General features: G+C 35.2%; 17 protein-coding genes. 13 read left to right on the top strand and 4 right to left on the bottom strand.

Annotated features, from left to right (window positions below; translation table 11 throughout):
* Nucleotides 1-52: 52 nt before the first annotated feature.
* From rnz to JOC48_RS01135, 3 genes are read right to left on the bottom strand one after another with little or no spacing between them, the layout of a single operon-like run.
* On the bottom strand, nt 53-973 hold the full coding sequence (gene rnz / locus JOC48_RS01125) for a ribonuclease Z (RefSeq protein ID WP_204497198.1): 921 nt from the start codon (nt 971-973) through the stop codon (nt 53-55).
* Between the two features lie 11 nt (nt 974-984).
* On the bottom strand, nt 985-2,004 hold the full coding sequence (namA, locus tag JOC48_RS01130; protein WP_420829201.1) for an NADPH dehydrogenase NamA: 1,020 nt from the start codon (nt 2,002-2,004) through the stop codon (nt 985-987).
* A 19-nt stretch (nt 2,005-2,023) separates the two neighbouring features.
* On the bottom strand, nt 2,024-2,761 hold the full coding sequence (locus tag JOC48_RS01135; RefSeq protein ID WP_204497200.1) for a glycerophosphodiester phosphodiesterase: 738 nt from the start codon (nt 2,759-2,761) through the stop codon (nt 2,024-2,026).
* Nucleotides 2,762-2,846: 85 nt separating this feature from the next.
* On the opposite strand from JOC48_RS01135, the gene JOC48_RS01140 reads away from it, so the two are divergent.
* The 4 genes from JOC48_RS01140 (at nt 2,847) to JOC48_RS01155 (ending at nt 6,013) form a co-directional block, all read left to right on the top strand.
* On the top strand, nt 2,847-4,448 hold the full coding sequence (locus tag JOC48_RS01140; RefSeq protein ID WP_204497201.1) for a M20/M25/M40 family metallo-hydrolase: 1,602 nt from the start codon (nt 2,847-2,849) through the stop codon (nt 4,446-4,448).
* 148 nt (nt 4,449-4,596) lie between these two features.
* Nucleotides 4,597-5,388 carry an SDR family NAD(P)-dependent oxidoreductase gene (locus tag JOC48_RS01145; protein ID WP_239584105.1) on the top strand — a complete coding sequence of 264 codons (792 nt, stop codon included), beginning with the start codon at nt 4,597-4,599 and terminating at the stop codon, nt 5,386-5,388.
* Nucleotides 5,389-5,450: 62 nt separating this feature from the next.
* Entirely contained in the window at nt 5,451-5,783 is a 333-nt protein-coding gene (locus tag JOC48_RS01150; RefSeq protein ID WP_204497203.1) for an iron-sulfur cluster biosynthesis family protein, read from the top strand.
* Complete coding sequence (locus tag JOC48_RS01155) at nt 5,780-6,013, top strand: YqkE family protein (RefSeq protein WP_204497204.1); 234 nt, start codon at nt 5,780-5,782, stop codon at nt 6,011-6,013. The genes JOC48_RS01150 and JOC48_RS01155 overlap by 4 nt, the downstream gene beginning before the upstream one ends.
* A gap of 56 nt (nt 6,014-6,069) precedes the next feature.
* On the opposite strand, the gene JOC48_RS01160 is transcribed toward JOC48_RS01155, so the two are convergent.
* Nucleotides 6,070-6,990, bottom strand: coding sequence for an aldo/keto reductase (locus tag JOC48_RS01160; protein WP_204497205.1), 921 nt, complete (start codon nt 6,988-6,990; stop codon nt 6,070-6,072).
* 142 nt (nt 6,991-7,132) lie between these two features.
* Between JOC48_RS01160 and JOC48_RS01165 the strand changes: the two genes are divergently transcribed.
* The 9 genes from JOC48_RS01165 to JOC48_RS01205 all read left to right on the top strand — a co-directional run bounded on the left by JOC48_RS01165 (nt 7,133) and on the right by JOC48_RS01205 (nt 14,970).
* Nucleotides 7,133-7,681 (top strand): NUDIX domain-containing protein, encoded by a 549-nt coding sequence (locus JOC48_RS01165; protein ID WP_204497206.1) that lies wholly within the window; start codon nt 7,133-7,135, stop codon nt 7,679-7,681.
* Nucleotide 7,682: 1 nt separating this feature from the next.
* Nucleotides 7,683-8,852, top strand: a complete 1,170-nt coding sequence (locus JOC48_RS01170) for an endonuclease Q family protein (protein ID WP_204497207.1) — start codon at nt 7,683-7,685, stop codon at nt 8,850-8,852.
* A gap of 146 nt (nt 8,853-8,998) precedes the next feature.
* Entirely contained in the window at nt 8,999-9,637 is a 639-nt protein-coding gene (spoIIM, locus tag JOC48_RS01175) for a stage II sporulation protein M (RefSeq protein WP_204497208.1), read from the top strand.
* Between the two features lie 110 nt (nt 9,638-9,747).
* Nucleotides 9,748-10,206 carry a ferric iron uptake transcriptional regulator gene (gene fur, locus JOC48_RS01180; protein ID WP_204497209.1) on the top strand — a complete coding sequence of 153 codons (459 nt, stop codon included), beginning with the start codon at nt 9,748-9,750 and terminating at the stop codon, nt 10,204-10,206.
* 237 nt (nt 10,207-10,443) lie between these two features.
* Nucleotides 10,444-10,662, top strand: coding sequence for a YqzK family protein (locus tag JOC48_RS01185; RefSeq protein WP_204497210.1), 219 nt, complete (start codon nt 10,444-10,446; stop codon nt 10,660-10,662).
* Between the two features lie 5 nt (nt 10,663-10,667).
* The gene (gene xerD / locus JOC48_RS01190) at nt 10,668-11,555 is read left to right on the top strand and encodes a site-specific tyrosine recombinase XerD (protein ID WP_239584106.1); all 888 of its coding nucleotides are present in this window, start codon (nt 10,668-10,670) and stop codon (nt 11,553-11,555) included.
* Nucleotides 11,556-11,638: 83 nt separating this feature from the next.
* Nucleotides 11,639-12,814, top strand: a complete 1,176-nt coding sequence (deoB, locus tag JOC48_RS01195) for a phosphopentomutase (protein ID WP_204497211.1) — start codon at nt 11,639-11,641, stop codon at nt 12,812-12,814.
* A 10-nt stretch (nt 12,815-12,824) separates the two neighbouring features.
* On the top strand, nt 12,825-13,661 hold the full coding sequence (locus tag JOC48_RS01200; protein ID WP_204497212.1) for a purine-nucleoside phosphorylase: 837 nt from the start codon (nt 12,825-12,827) through the stop codon (nt 13,659-13,661).
* 7 nt (nt 13,662-13,668) lie between these two features.
* The gene (locus JOC48_RS01205; protein WP_204497213.1) at nt 13,669-14,970 is read left to right on the top strand and encodes a pyrimidine-nucleoside phosphorylase; all 1,302 of its coding nucleotides are present in this window, start codon (nt 13,669-13,671) and stop codon (nt 14,968-14,970) included.
* The last annotated feature ends 49 nt before the right edge of the window (nt 14,971-15,019 follow it).

The following is a 15,019-nucleotide window of genomic DNA, read 5'->3' on the forward strand; positions in this document are numbered from 1 at the left end:
ATAGCTTATTATATTTAGAAAAAGGATGTCCGACAAGTTCGGAACATCCTTCTTATGATTTTGAAGGTATTTCTTTTTCATAAAAGTCAAATGCAATATCGGTGTTAATAAATAACTGACGAGCTTCAGCAAGTAAATGTTCGTCTTGTTGATAACGGGATGAAATATGTGTTAAAATCAATTGCTTTACATCACTATGTTTTGCTAATGTTGCAGCTTGTTTGGTGGTTGAATGATAGTATTGATCTGCTAGTTGTTCTTCTTCACTGCCAAAAGTGGCTTCATGAACTAATACATCAGATTCCTTTATAAAGGAAGATAGCGTTGGTAAATATCTTGTGTCACCAAGAATAGTAATGACACGACCAGGTTTATTTGGTCCGATAAAATCTACGCTGTTTATCGTACGTCCATCTGGCAGTGTAACGGAATCGGTATCTTTTATTTGTTGATAAATTGGACCAGGTTGAATACCAGCTGCAGCTAGCTTTTCAGGCTGTAATTGTCCAGGTTTATCTTTCTCAATGACACGATAGCCAAAGCAAGTTACCCCATGTTCTAGTTTTGTAGCTAATACTCGAAATGATTCATCTTCAAAAATAACACCATCGTTCACTTCTTTATAAAATAATTCGTAAGTCAAGCTAGTTCCACTTACACGTAAACTTGCCTCTACATATTCTTTAATACCAGGAGGACCAAAAATAGTTAATGGGCTTTCACCGCTTTGGAAAGAACGACTGCTTAAAAGACCTGGCAGACCATATATGTGATCTCCATGTAAGTGTGTAATGAATATTTTATCTATTTTTCTAGGGCGTATATTCGTTCTTAAAATTTGGTGTTGGGTTGCTTCTCCACAATCAAATAACCAAACACTTCCTTTTTCCTGAAGTAACTCTAAAGCAATAGCAGAAACATTTCTTTCTTTTGATGGTACCCCTGATCCTGTTCCTAGAAATATTAACTTCATATAAATACCTCCTAACCGTTTTTCCATCCACGAATATACTGTTTAGGAGCATCTAATGAATAACCTAGCTCATCTGCCGCTGCTTTAGACCAGTATGGGTTACGTAAAAGTGCTCGTGCAACGAAAATTAAATCAGCACGGTTATTTTGTATTATTTCTTCTGCTTGAATACCTGATGTAATCAGTCCAACTGCACCGGTCGCAATAGTTACCTTTTGTTTAATTTTCTCAGCTGCAGGAACTTGGTAGCCTGGGTATGCTGATATGGTAGCTGGAACGACACCACCTGAACTACAATCAATTAAGTCGATTCCTTGTTCTTTCATTCGTTTTGCAAAATAAGTAATGTCATCTAATGAATTTCCTTCTGCGTTGTATTCATTTGTTGAAATTCGTACGAAAATTGGTCCGTCCCATTCTTCTTTTACACGATCGATAATTTCAGATAATAAACGATAGCGATTTTCCTTTGATCCTCCATATTGATCGTTTCTATGGTTGGTAAGAGGTGATAAAAACTGGTTTATTAAATATCCATGAGCACCATGTATTTCAATGATGTCAAAGCCAGCCTCTTTAGCTCTTTGCGCTCCTCTTTTAAAAGAGATGATTGTTTCTTCTATATCTTCCACAGTCATTTCTTTCGGAGTTTGGTAATTTTCATTAAACCGGATAGAACTTGGAGCATGTATCGTCTCTAGTTCTGCTTTTCTTCCAGCATGTGCAAGTTGAATACTGCTCTTTGCGCCGTGGGCATGCACACGATCCGAGATTTGTTTAAGACCTTGAATGTGATCATCGCTCCAAATGCCGAGATCTCTTGTCGATATTCTACCTTCAGGTTGTACTGCTGTTGCCTCAACCATCACTAATCCAACTTGACCAGCTGCTCTAGATTCATAATGAGTGATGTGGAAGGGCTGAACAGTGCCATTCTCTGACTCGCAGGAGTACATACACATTGGTGACATAACAATTCGATTTTTTAATGTAACTTGTTTAAAAGTAATTGGACTAAAAAGTTTGTACATCAATACAATCCCCCTACGGTTATAATCGTTGAACCGATTCCTGTATTTGCTTTGCTATATTAGGAACGTCTGTAAAAATACCATCACACTTTAAATGAAAACATCTTTTTATTTGAAGAGGTCTATTTACTGTAAAAACTGCAACATATAGGTTATGATTGTGGGCATGTTCAATTAATGAACGACTCAATAATCGATATTTTATATGTAATCCATTAGCTCCCTGATCTTTTGCATAGTCTATTAAATCTTTCATTTTTTGTGAGGTTAAAAAACCTGTTGTAATTGATTCCTCCAGATGACTAAAATGCTTAATACTCTTTGAATTAAAGCTAGAAATGACGGTTCGATCTGTGAGATTATGAGTTTTTAAATGATCGTATATAATGGTTTCAATATCCTTATAATCAATGATATTGTTTTTAATTTCTAAATTTATTTTCAGATTTTTGCCTTTGACCCAACGCAAAAACTCCTCAAGAGATGGGATGGTAGTTCCGGAAAATTTTTCTGAAAACCAAGATCCAGCATCTAAGTTTTTGATTTCTTCAAATGTGTAATCTTGAACAAACCCTGTACCATCGGTTGTACGCCTAACGTTTTCATCATGAATTAAAACGGGAATTTGATCTTTTGTTAGTTGAACATCCGTTTCAATACCGTCTGCTCCCATCTCTAAGGCCAATTCAAACGCAGGCATCGTATTTTCTGGAGCTAGTTTACTAGCACCACGATGAGCAAAAACAATTGTTTTCAAAAAACATCACCTCTTTACATCGGTATTCTAGTTGATTGTGGTACAATTCTACAAAAAAGTCAATTTGAAAGGAAGTGTTCGTTTGATGAAATGGCAATCGAAACAAGAATTAAAAGAGCTGCTATGTTCCCTTGTGAATTTTCCTAGTATTACAGGTAGCGAGTCTGAAGTAACGATATCAGAGTATTTATATTCGTTATTAACAGATTTAGAATATTTTAAAATACATCCTGACAATGTAAACCTTCATGCATTAGATGATGGAAGAAAGTTATTGACGGCATTAGTAAAGCAAGAAGCTGTCAGTGAAACAGTAATTCTATTAAGTCATTTTGATGTCGTATCGACTGATGATTATGGTAGCTTAAAAAATTATGCATTTGACCCAGAATTATTAACGGAGACACTTCTAAAGCAAATAGAAATACTACCTTCACACGTTCAAAGGGACTTACAAAATGGAGAATGGTTGTTTGGTCGAGGTACGATGGATATGAAAGCAGGTATTGCTGTCCATTTATCCATGATAGAAAAAGCTATTAAAGGTGAATTTAAAGGGAACATTTTAATGGTATCCGTTCCCGACGAAGAAGTGGAGTCATTGGGCATGCTTACAGCTCTCCCTATAGTCGAAAGGCTTCAATCGGAAAGAGAACTTAATTATATTGGATGTATAAACGGTGAACCTACGTTTAGTAAATATCCTGGTGATGATCAATATTATTTATATACTGGTTCTATAGGGAAGGTATTACCTGGGTTTTTTTGTTATGGGAAAGAAACTCATGTTGGTGAGCCATTCGCTGGATTAAATGCGAATCTCATGGTTAGTTATTTGGCACAGGAAATTGAATTAAACGAAGCATTTATTGAAAAGGTTGGAGATGAGGTGACACCACCTCCAGTTAGTTTGATGCAAAGGGATTTAAAATCATCCTATTCCGTACAAACACCTACAACCGCTGTTTCGATGTACAATGTACTTTATTTAAAGCAGTCAATCGAAGAAATACATCAAAAATTACGTATTGCAGCCAATAAAGCTAGCGATTTGATTAGAGATCACTTTCAGGAAAAAGCGAAGCGTTTTTCTACATACAATCCTGCTTTTGCTAATAGAAATATGGATGTCCATGTATTTACTTATGAAGAGCTATATACCATTGCAGTAAATCGATTTGGAGAAGAAACAATGAGGCAAAGACAAGATGATTTATATGATGAAAGCGATACTAACTTTCCATTGTTGCAACTAGAGGATCTGGCATCATTATGTAAGGATTTAGCTCCAATGATTGTGTTATTTTACAGTTTTCCCTTTTACCCTTCTGTTTCTTCCCATGCAGATTGTAAAATAAAGGATATAGTAAGTAAGGTTCAAACATATGCAAAGGACAAATTTAAGATTTCGATTGAGGAAGTTGAATATTTTCCGGGAATGTCTGACCTAAGTTATATTGGTCCAATTAGTTCAGGTAGCGATCTGAGTATTTTCAACAAAAACGTACCGACAGATGGTTTGTTTGAGCGAAACACGGATGATATCAATTCTGTTCGTGTTCCAATTATTAATATAGGTCCACTTGGCAGGGACCCACACCAATGGACCGAGCGATTAGAATTGACTTTTAGCTTTGAACGCTTACCTGAAATATTAACCTATACGATCCATTGTATGTTTGATTAATAATCTTTAAGAGGATATTCAAAAAGTAACTTTAATCACTTTAATACGAACGTAACAATTAATGATGTAGTGTTTTATGTGTACAGAATGAAGTGATTGAGCTATTATGGAAATGGTTAAGTCAGATAGCTAGGAATAGGTGAGTATGATGGCAAATATACATTCGAAAAATATAATTATAACTGGTGCTTCTTATGGTATAGGAGAATCCTTGGCAAGGATTATTGCACAAAAAGGTGGAAATCCAATCTTAATAGCTAGAACGGAAGATAAGTTGCAAAAGCTGCAGCAACAGGTAATAAAAGAATTCAACGTTCGCTGTTCGTATTACGTCGTTGATCTAACAGATATAGAGTCTTGGCAAGCATGTTTGGATCGGATTATTGCGGAATATAGTCAAATTGATGCAATTATCAACAATGCAGGTTATGGTATTTTTAAAACGGTTGAACAGACGGAATGGGAAGAAGTTGAACGAATGTTTCAACTGAATGTCTTCGCTTTAATAAAGGGGACGCATCATCTGCTTCCTCATTTTATTCAAAATAGACACGGACATGTGATTAATATTGCCTCACAAGCGGGGAAGATAGCCACACCAAAATCTGCTGTGTATGGAGCTACTAAACATGCAGTAATAGGATTCACGAATGCATTGCGGTTAGAAGTTGAAAACCAAGGAGTACTGGTGACTAGTGTGAATTTGGGTCCGATTCGAACAAACTTTTATAAAGTTGCAGATCCATCAGGTAAATACCAACAATCTATTCGGAAAATCATGCTTAACCCAGAATATGTAGCGAATAAAATCGTTGCCATTTTATTTGAACGAAAAAGAGAGGTTAATATGCCTCAATGGATGAATTTTGGAAGTAAATGCTATCAGATTTTCCCTAATATGCTGGAAAGATTGTTAAAGAATAAATTCTACAAAAAATAATCAATCAAACGAATGGTAATTTATATCTTCATTCTTTATGCTAGTACTGGAGGTGAAAATTAATGGAATTATCAATTACGGCACAAGCAAAAGAAATTATAAACCAGTGGAAGGAACCGCATCACCATTACCTTTTACTCCATTATGATACAGATGATTGTGGGTGTGGAGTTAGTGGCTTGCCTACTATAAGACTTGTTGAAAAAATAGATAATACTTATTATTCAGTTGAAAATGATGATTTTAATGTAATGATTCACCATCAACAATCCATATTCTTTGCTGATAAAATTAAATTGCATTATAAAGGGAATGGTTTTCGATTATCAAGTCCTGAGGGAATATTAAATCCGATCATTTCAGCACATGATTTAGTTAAAGGTGATGTTTCATGAGCAGAAGAAAAAAAGAGAAAGATGAATTCGGTCATTCGTTAAAAGAAAGACTTTCTGGAGATATACTTTCCCAATTATCCTCAAAAAAAGGTAGCTTAAAACGGGAAGAAGAGCAGAAAAAAGACAGAAAACGTAAAGAAAAAATAGAAGCTCGCAAAAGAAAAGAAGCAAATAAGAGCTTTGAACAATTGCTTGAGGAAAGTGAGCTTGACTGGAAAAAATTCAAATAAGGCAAGTGACATGACGGATTGTCACTTGCCTTTATTGATAATGGTATGTCCATCTATCATCGGTGTTTGTCGTATTTAATTAGTTTTGTCAGCTGTTGTAATTCAAGATATTGCTCCTTAGACAATGGTTCTGAATTCATAAAAGATAAATTATTTTCTAATTGTGAAAGTGAGCTTGCACCAAATACTGCACTAGCGACTGCTGGATGATACAAGACATAGTTTAGTGCTAATGAAGTGATTGAATTCTGACTAGATGATGACAAGTTCTTCAATTTATCTGTAATAGAAAGTAACGCTTCGTACGAATAATCTAAATAGCCTTTTTCACCTTTCTCCTTAACTTTTTGTTCACCTTCATCACTTAGCATTCCTTTCCCGACTGGCCCTCTTGCAACGACACTAATATTATTTTTATGTAATAAATCCAATATTTCCTCTTCAGGTCGACGATCTAACAGACTATATTGCATCATTACACTAACAATATTAGATCTTTTAACATATTCACGTATTACGTTTGGACGAATAGAAGAAATGCCGTAGTATCGAATAACACCTTCAGCAACTAAATCTTCAAAGGCCTCTATTGTTTCGTCAATTGGATCTTCTATGGTTCCGCCATGCAATTGATATAAATCAATATAATCTGTTTTTAATCTTCTTAAACTTTCTTTTACTTGTTCCTTAATATATGCTTTGGAAGGGTCCCAGAACCATGTTCCATCCGGTTTCAAATGGTTTCCTACTTTTGTTGCAAGTACAATCTGATCACGTTTACCTTGTATCGCTTTACCAACTATTTCTTCATTAACTCCTTGATCATATAGATCCGCAGTATCTAAATAATTAATTCCTGCTTCTAAAGCACGATCAACAATATTAGTAGCTTTTTGTTGGTTTGTACCTAAAGACATACAACCCAAAGCTAATTCTGATACATATAAATTTGACGTACCAAGCTGAGTTTTTTTCACAAATTTTACCCCTTTCAAGTGTACTTGCTATTTATTCTCTATTGTAAAAAATAATGCATGACAAACTCAACTAATGTGTATGCTAGTTTATGTTAAAATAATAGATGAGTAATTGATATTGTTTGAAGTGGGAGGGCTGAGCGTGGAAAAAAAGTTTGAAGAAAAAACAATTCGAACCAAACCTATTTTTGAAGGGAGAATTGTGAAACTTCAGGTTGATGAAGTGACGCTACCAAACGGTAAGACATCTAAAAGAGAGATTATCAAACATCCTGGTGCTGTTGCAGTGATAGCAGTAACGAACGATAATAGAATCGTTTTTGTTGAGCAATATAGAAAGCCGTTGGAAAAAAGTATCTTTGAAATTCCTGCTGGAAAATTAGAACATGGAGAAAATCCTGAATATACTGCTAAAAGAGAACTAGAAGAAGAAACAGGTTATACAACGGATCAATTAGAATTAGTAACCTCCTTTTATACTTCTCCGGGATTTGCAGATGAATTAATCTATATTTATTTTACAGATCGTTTAATTCCCTTGGATGAATCGAAAGCGTTGGATGAAGATGAATTTGTTGATGTTATAGAACTTACGCTTGATGAAGCAGAAGAATTAGTAGGCAGACAACAAATTCATGATGCAAAGACTGAATATGCGTTATTGTATTTAAAACTAAAAGGATTGAGTTAATTTGAGTTTAAGCTGCTATTATGCTGACTTACATATTCACATCGGTAGAAATATAAATAATCGTCCTGTAAAAATTACTGGCTCAAAATCTCTGACCTTAACAAATATTTTGAAAGAAGCAAGTAGGAATAAGGGGATTCAAATTGTAGGAATCGTTGATAGTCACGTCCCATCTGTTCAAGTAGAATTGGAGCAATTAATGGCAAAAGGATTGGCAACAGAACATGAGAATGGTGGAATTCAATTTGAAGAAGTGACATTGTTTCTAGGTTCTGAAATAGAAATATATGACAAAAACTGTCAGGGACCGATTCATGTGCTTTGTTTTTTTCCTAATCTAGCAATTATGAAGAATTTCACGAATTGGATCTCCAAGCATATAACGAACATTCACCTTAGCTCCCAGCGATATTATGGCAATGGTAAAGACTTACAATATAAAGTGAAAGAACTAGGGGGCTTGTTTATTCCTGCACATGTTTTCACACCTTTTAAAAGTTTGTACGGTAAAGGAGTAAAACAATCTTTATTAGAGGTTTTTGATCCTGATTTAATTGATGCAATTGAGCTTGGGCTAAGTGCAGATACAGCAATGGCTGATTGTATCAGTGAAATTCACCGATATACGTTCTTAACCAATTCAGATGCCCACTCTTTAGCAAAAATAGCTAGAGAGTATCAAACATTACGATTGGAGAATCCTACATTTTATGAGTTTGCATTAGCTTTGGCCCATATACAAGATAGAAAAGTGATCACTAACTATGGGATGAATCCACTATTAGGGAAATATAATCGAACAGTTTGTGCAGAATGTTTTCAGGTTGTAAAAGCAGAGTCCGGTTGTATTTGTGGCTCAACAAAAGTTGTAAAAGGCGTAAGAGATCGCATAAACGAACTAAAAGATACATCAGAGTCACCTGACTGCCGAGCTCCATATATATACCAAGTTCCATTAGAGTACATCCCTTCTTTAGGACCAAAAACATATAATAAATTATTGGCTCGGTTTGGGACAGAAATGAAAATCTTACATGAAGCGACAGAAAGTGAACTGAAGGAAGTTGTTAAGGATAACATCGCGAGTGCAATTGTTGGTATGAGAAAAGGAGTATTGCCTATAACTGCTGGCGGAGGAGGAAAATACGGTAAGGTATCCCCGATCAAATAGGCAGAAAAAATCGGAAATTATCTTGACTTACTCACTACAATCAGTTTTATGGTCAATAGAGTTAAAAGATATTTGGTGGTCTATTTTTTGTAAGCATCTCATAGATTCTAACTATAACAATAGTTTTACTAGGACGGGGGATGCTTATGTATAAAAATCGCAATTTAGCTTCTGAACATATCCGGAATCATGCACCTATTTATCTTTTTATGATAATTTTATTTTTTATCGGCATTATTTTTGGTGCTGTGATTGTAAATAGTATGAATTTTGTTCAAAAACAAGACTTGTTCTTTTATTTGGATCAATTTTTTGGTCAATTATTAGAAGGAACAACCGTTGATAAACAGGAAATGCTAAAAAGTACCTTTTTCTATCATGTTAATTATTTACTATTGTTATTTGTACTTGGACTATCAATTATTGGATTACCAATCATCTGGATTTTATTGTTCGTAAAAGGAGTAGTTGTAGGATTTTCAGTCGGATTTTTTGTTAATCAATTGGGGTGGAAAGGCTTGGTTTTTGCAACTGCATCCATAGCACCTCAAAACCTATTGGTTATACCGGTTTATTTGATTGCAGGCAGTTTAGCAATGATTTTCTCGCTTCACTTGCTTCGTAAGCTTGTTTCAAGAAAATTACAAAAGCCTATTCTTCCTCCATTTGTTAGATATTCGAGTTTATTTGTCTTGTTAATTACTATTATTGGTTTGGCTTCACTAATTGAAACATTTCTATCTAATCAAGCAATGCAAATTGTTATTCAATGGATATATGATTAAAATGGTTTTTAAATAATATTAATTATCATTTATAGTTTATAATGATTTTAATTGACACTCGTTTCATGTCTGCTTATAATGATATTGGGAATATGAGGGAGGTTTCAGACATGGAGCATCGAATTGATCGGATAAAAAAACAACTACATGCACAAAGTTACAAGCTCACTCCACAAAGGGAAGCAACTGTTCGAGTGTTACTTGAACGCGAAGAGGATCACTTAAGTGCAGAGGATGTTTACCTCCTCGTAAAAGAAAAGGCACCAGAGATTGGTTTAGCAACCGTTTATCGTACATTAGAATTATTATCAGAGTTAAAAATCGTTGACAAAATTAATTTTGGAGATGGTGTATCTCGTTATGATTTGCGAAAAGAAGGAGCTGCACATTTCCATCACCACTTAGTATGTACAGAATGTGGATCGGTAGAGGAAATTGTCGAGGATTTACTAGAGGATGTAGAGAAAATTGTCCAAGATGATTGGGGTTTTAAAGTGAAAGACCATCGTCTAACCTTTCATGGTATATGTAGACAGTGTCAAAGTGAAGCAGTAATATCATCATCGTAATTGCAAAGCCTTTTCAGGGAAGAAAGGCTTTTTTCCTTTTTAATAGATGAAATCTCAGTTGTGAAGGATTAACGTAAAGTGATATAATAATTTTCCTTTCAACTATGCTGAAAACATACTAAATATCAACGCAATCCTTTAACAAATCCTTATGAAAAAGAAAAATAACGAACGTATAATTCATAGACTTTTTGGCATATCTTTGTAATAAGAAAAAATTTTAGGGAGATATGCTACATGAAGTCAATATTGGGATTGGTCAAGGATACACTTAAAATTTTTATCATTTTTACTGCTTGTACTCTACTATTTTATTTTGGTCTTCGTGCAATGCATGCTGAGTATGAAGAATATCACCGTTATGATCCACCAGAAGGGAAGGCTGTGAAAGTTTTCAACGGGGAAGAGCAAGATTGGATTGACCGACTATCCATATTTTTTCGTTTAGGGGAGTAAAAATAATGAAAGACGCTTTAAGTGATTTTTTACACTATTTAAGGGTAGAAAGAGGGTTATCTGACAATACACTTAAATCTTATCATAGAGATTTAAAATCTTATTTGGAGTTTCTTCAAAAAAACAATATTAAAAGTTGGAATACTGTATTTCGTAGTCACCTATTGCAATATTTATATGAATTAAACGATAAGGGGAAGTCTTCAGCTACGATTGCAAGAACCTTATCCTCCTTACGCTTATTTCATCAATTTTTGGTAAGAGAATACCATGATGTTTCGGAAGACCCCAGCCTACATATTGAAACCCCAAAGAAGGAAAAAAGGCTCCCGAAGGTTTTATCAGCAAACGAAGTAGACAAACTCTTAAGCATAGAGGGGAATGACCCTTTATCACTAAGGAATAAAGCAATGCTGGAAATCCTTTATGCTACAGGATTACGAGTATCTGAGTTAGTATCATTAAAACTGAATGATTTACATTTAACAATGGGTTTTATTCGTTGTTTTGGAAAGGGGTCAAAGGAAAGGATTGTACCGTTAGGCGACTTAGCTAAAGAATCGGTAGAATCCTATTTATCGTTGAGCAGGAGTTCTTTATTGAAAAATAATGGTACAGATTATTTATTTTTAAATCACCATGGTAAAGCGTTGTCAAGGCAGGGGTTTTGGAAAATATTAAAATCAATTGCTCGTGACGCTGGCATAACTAAACCAATAACACCACATACATTAAGGCATTCGTTTGCTACTCACTTGCTAGAAAATGGAGCAGATTTAAGGTCTGTACAAGAAATGCTCGGACATGCAGATATTTCAACAACACAGATTTATACCCATGTAACAAAATCAAGAATAAAAGATATTTATCAATCCTATCATCCGAGAGCTTGACCCTTTTATACCTATTTACTATTTTTATTGTAGCATAAATCATGACAATGTTAGGCAAAGTATGAATAGGAGGTTGATGTAAGATGAAACCATTTAAACGAGTATTTTTAATTGTACTCGATTCAGTAGGTATCGGGGAAGCCCCGGATGCAGATAAATTTAATGATAAAGGTGCAGATACACTTGGACATATTGCAGAGCATATGGGTGGATTAAATTTGCCTAACTTAGGAAAACTTGGGATTAGTAATATAAAGCCAATAAAAGGAATTGAAAAGGCAATACAACCAATGGCGCATTTTACCAAAATGCAAGAAGCATCAAATGGGAAAGATACGATGACAGGTCACTGGGAAATAATGGGATTACATATTGAAAAGCCGTTTCGCACATTTGAAACATTTCCAGATGAACTAATAAACGAATTAGAATCAAGAACAGGTAGGAAAGTTATAGGAAATAAGCCAGCATCGGGAACTGAAATTATAAAAGAGCTCGGTGAGGAACATATGAATACTGGTGCAATAATCGTTTATACCTCTGCTGATTCCGTATTACAGATAGCTGCACATGAGGATGTTGTACCGATTGAAGAACAATATCAGATTTGTGAGATTGCTCGAGAGCTTACTTTAGATGAGAAATATATGATTGGCCGTGTTATAGCACGCCCGTTTATTGGAGAGCCAGGCTCATTTGAGAGAACCTCAAACCGCCATGATTATGCATTAAAACCATTTGGACGAACAGTTATGAATGAATTAAAGGATGAGAACATTGATGTCATCGCCTTAGGTAAAATATCTGATATTTATGATGGGGAAGGGGTAACAGAGTCGATTCGTACAGAAAACAATGAGGATGGAATGGAGAAGTTTATCCAATCAATGGATAAAGAATTCTATGGTTTAAATTTCCTGAATTTAGTAGATTTTGATGCGAAATATGGTCACCGGAGAGATCCTCTAGGCTATGGAGAAGCATTAGAGACCTTTGATCAAAGACTTCCTGAGGTTTTAGATCTGCTAGAAGATGAGGATCTTCTGATTATGACAGCAGATCATGGAAATGACCCAATTCATCATGGTACTGACCACACAAGAGAATATGTACCTTTACTTGTCTATCACAAAGGAATTAAGCAGGGAAAAGAATTACCTATAAGAAGAACATTTGCAGATATAGGTGCTACAATTGCAGACAATTTTAAAGTGAAAATGCCAGATTACGGAACAAGTTTTTTAACAGAAATTAAATAGGGGGATTCATATGAACTCAAATCACATTTTGGAGGCTGCAGCTTTTGTAGAAAAAAGTATTAGCTATCAACCAAGTTTGGGATTAATTCTCGGATCAGGTTTAGGAGTATTGGCAGAACAGATTGAAAATCCGGTCAAAATACCCTATAAGGATATTCCGTATTTTCCTGAGTCAACGGTACAGGGACATGAAGGACAGTTAGTAATTGGGGAATTAGAAGGACAACAAGTAATTACCATGCAAGGTCGATTTCATTTTTATGAAGGGTACAGCATGGAACAAGTGACTTTCCCAGTCCGAGTGATGAAACAATTAGGTGTTGAAAAGCTTATTGTCACCAATGCTGCAGGAGGTATAAATGAATCCTTTGAACCAGGAGACCTTATGATTATTAGAGATCATATTAATAATATGGGAACAAACCCGCTAATCGGCCGGAATGATGAAGACCTTGGCCCTAGATTTCCTGATATGTCGGAAGCCTATGATAGACAATTGATTGAACACGCAAAGGATTGTGCTCAAGTATTAAACTTACCAGTTCAAGAAGGTGTATATGTCGGTAATACTGGTCCTTCTTATGAAACAGGAGCTGAAATAAAAATGCTACGAACCCTTGGCGGTGATGTTGTAGGGATGTCTACTGTACCTGAAGTAATTGTTGCTAATCATACCGGATTAAGCGTACTAGGGATTACTTGTATTTCTAACATGGCTGCAGGTATTTTAGATCAACCTCTTTCTCATGATGAAGTGATTGAGACAACAACAAAGGTACGAGAAAATTTTCTTTCTTTTGTAAAACAAATAATTAGAACGTTACCTAATTTTAAGGTAAAAAGGTGATTTACATATGAGAATGGTTGATATAATAACGAAAAAAAGAAATAATGAAGAGTTGTCAGAACAGGAAATTCAATATTTTGTAGAAGGTTATACGAAAGAAACCATTCCTGATTATCAAGTATCTGCACTCCTGATGGCGATTTATTTTAATGGGATGACAGAGCTTGAAACAGCGAATTTAACTCGAGCCATGGTTGAATCTGGAGAAACAATAGATCTTAGTAAAATTCAAGGCCACAAAGTAGATAAGCATTCTACAGGTGGTGTTGGTGATAAGACAACGTTTGTTGTTGGGCCACTAGTTGCATCAGTCGGTGTACCTGTTGCAAAAATGTCCGGAAGAGGTTTAGGCCATACTGGTGGAACTCTTGATAAATTGGAGTCTATTAAAGGGTTTGATATTGAACTTTCTAAACAAGCGTTTATTCATCATGTAAATAAATATAGACTTGCAGTGGCTGGTCAATCCGGGAATTTAGCACCCGCAGACAAAAAGCTTTATGCACTTAGAGACGTAACTGCAACGGTTGATTCTATTCCTTTGATTGCAAGTTCTATAATGAGCAAGAAATTAGCTTCCGGAGCTGATAGTATCGTACTAGATGTAAAAACAGGATCTGGAGCATTTATGAAGACTCTTCAAGATTCTGAAGCATTAGCCAGTGAAATGGTTAAAATTGGTCAAAACCTAAACCGCAACACGATTGCTGTAATTAGTGATATGAACCAACCTTTAGGGTTTGAAGTTGGAAATGCGAATGAAGTGAAGGAAGCAGTGGAGGTATTGCAAGGAAAACGTGTCAATGATTTAAGAGAGCTCGCTTTGGAAATAGGGTCACATATGGCTGTCTTAGCTGAGGTATTTGAAACCTATGAAAAAGCATATCAAGTACTTGAAAATAACTTGGATAATGGGAGAGCATTTGCTATCTTTCGAGACTTTGTTAAAGCTCAGGGCGGAAGTGTGGAAATGATTGATGATCTGTCTAAATTACCAACTGCTTCACATCATATAGAAGTAAAAGCAACAGAAGAGGGTTATATTGAAGAAATTGATGCAGAGTCTATCGGTATCGCTGCAATGTTCTTAGGTGCTGGTAGAGCAACCAAAGAGGACAAAATAAATTATGGAGTAGGCATCACTTTGAAAAAGAAAATTGGAGATCAAGTAAAGATAGGTGAACCTCTAGTTGTATTACACAGTGATGATCCTTCACCAAACGATTCAATACAAAAAGTAATGCAATCCTATAAAATTTCTTCAACTATTACTGAAAAAAAACAATTAATTTATAAAGTGATTTATTAATCAAAATATATCGTGATAAAAAAAGTAAGATGTTTCTTAAAGAATTGTT

This window comes from Aquibacillus albus (assembly GCF_016908325.1).
In the GTDB taxonomy this organism is placed as follows: Bacteria; Bacillota; Bacilli; order Bacillales; family Amphibacillaceae; genus Aquibacillus_A; species Aquibacillus_A albus.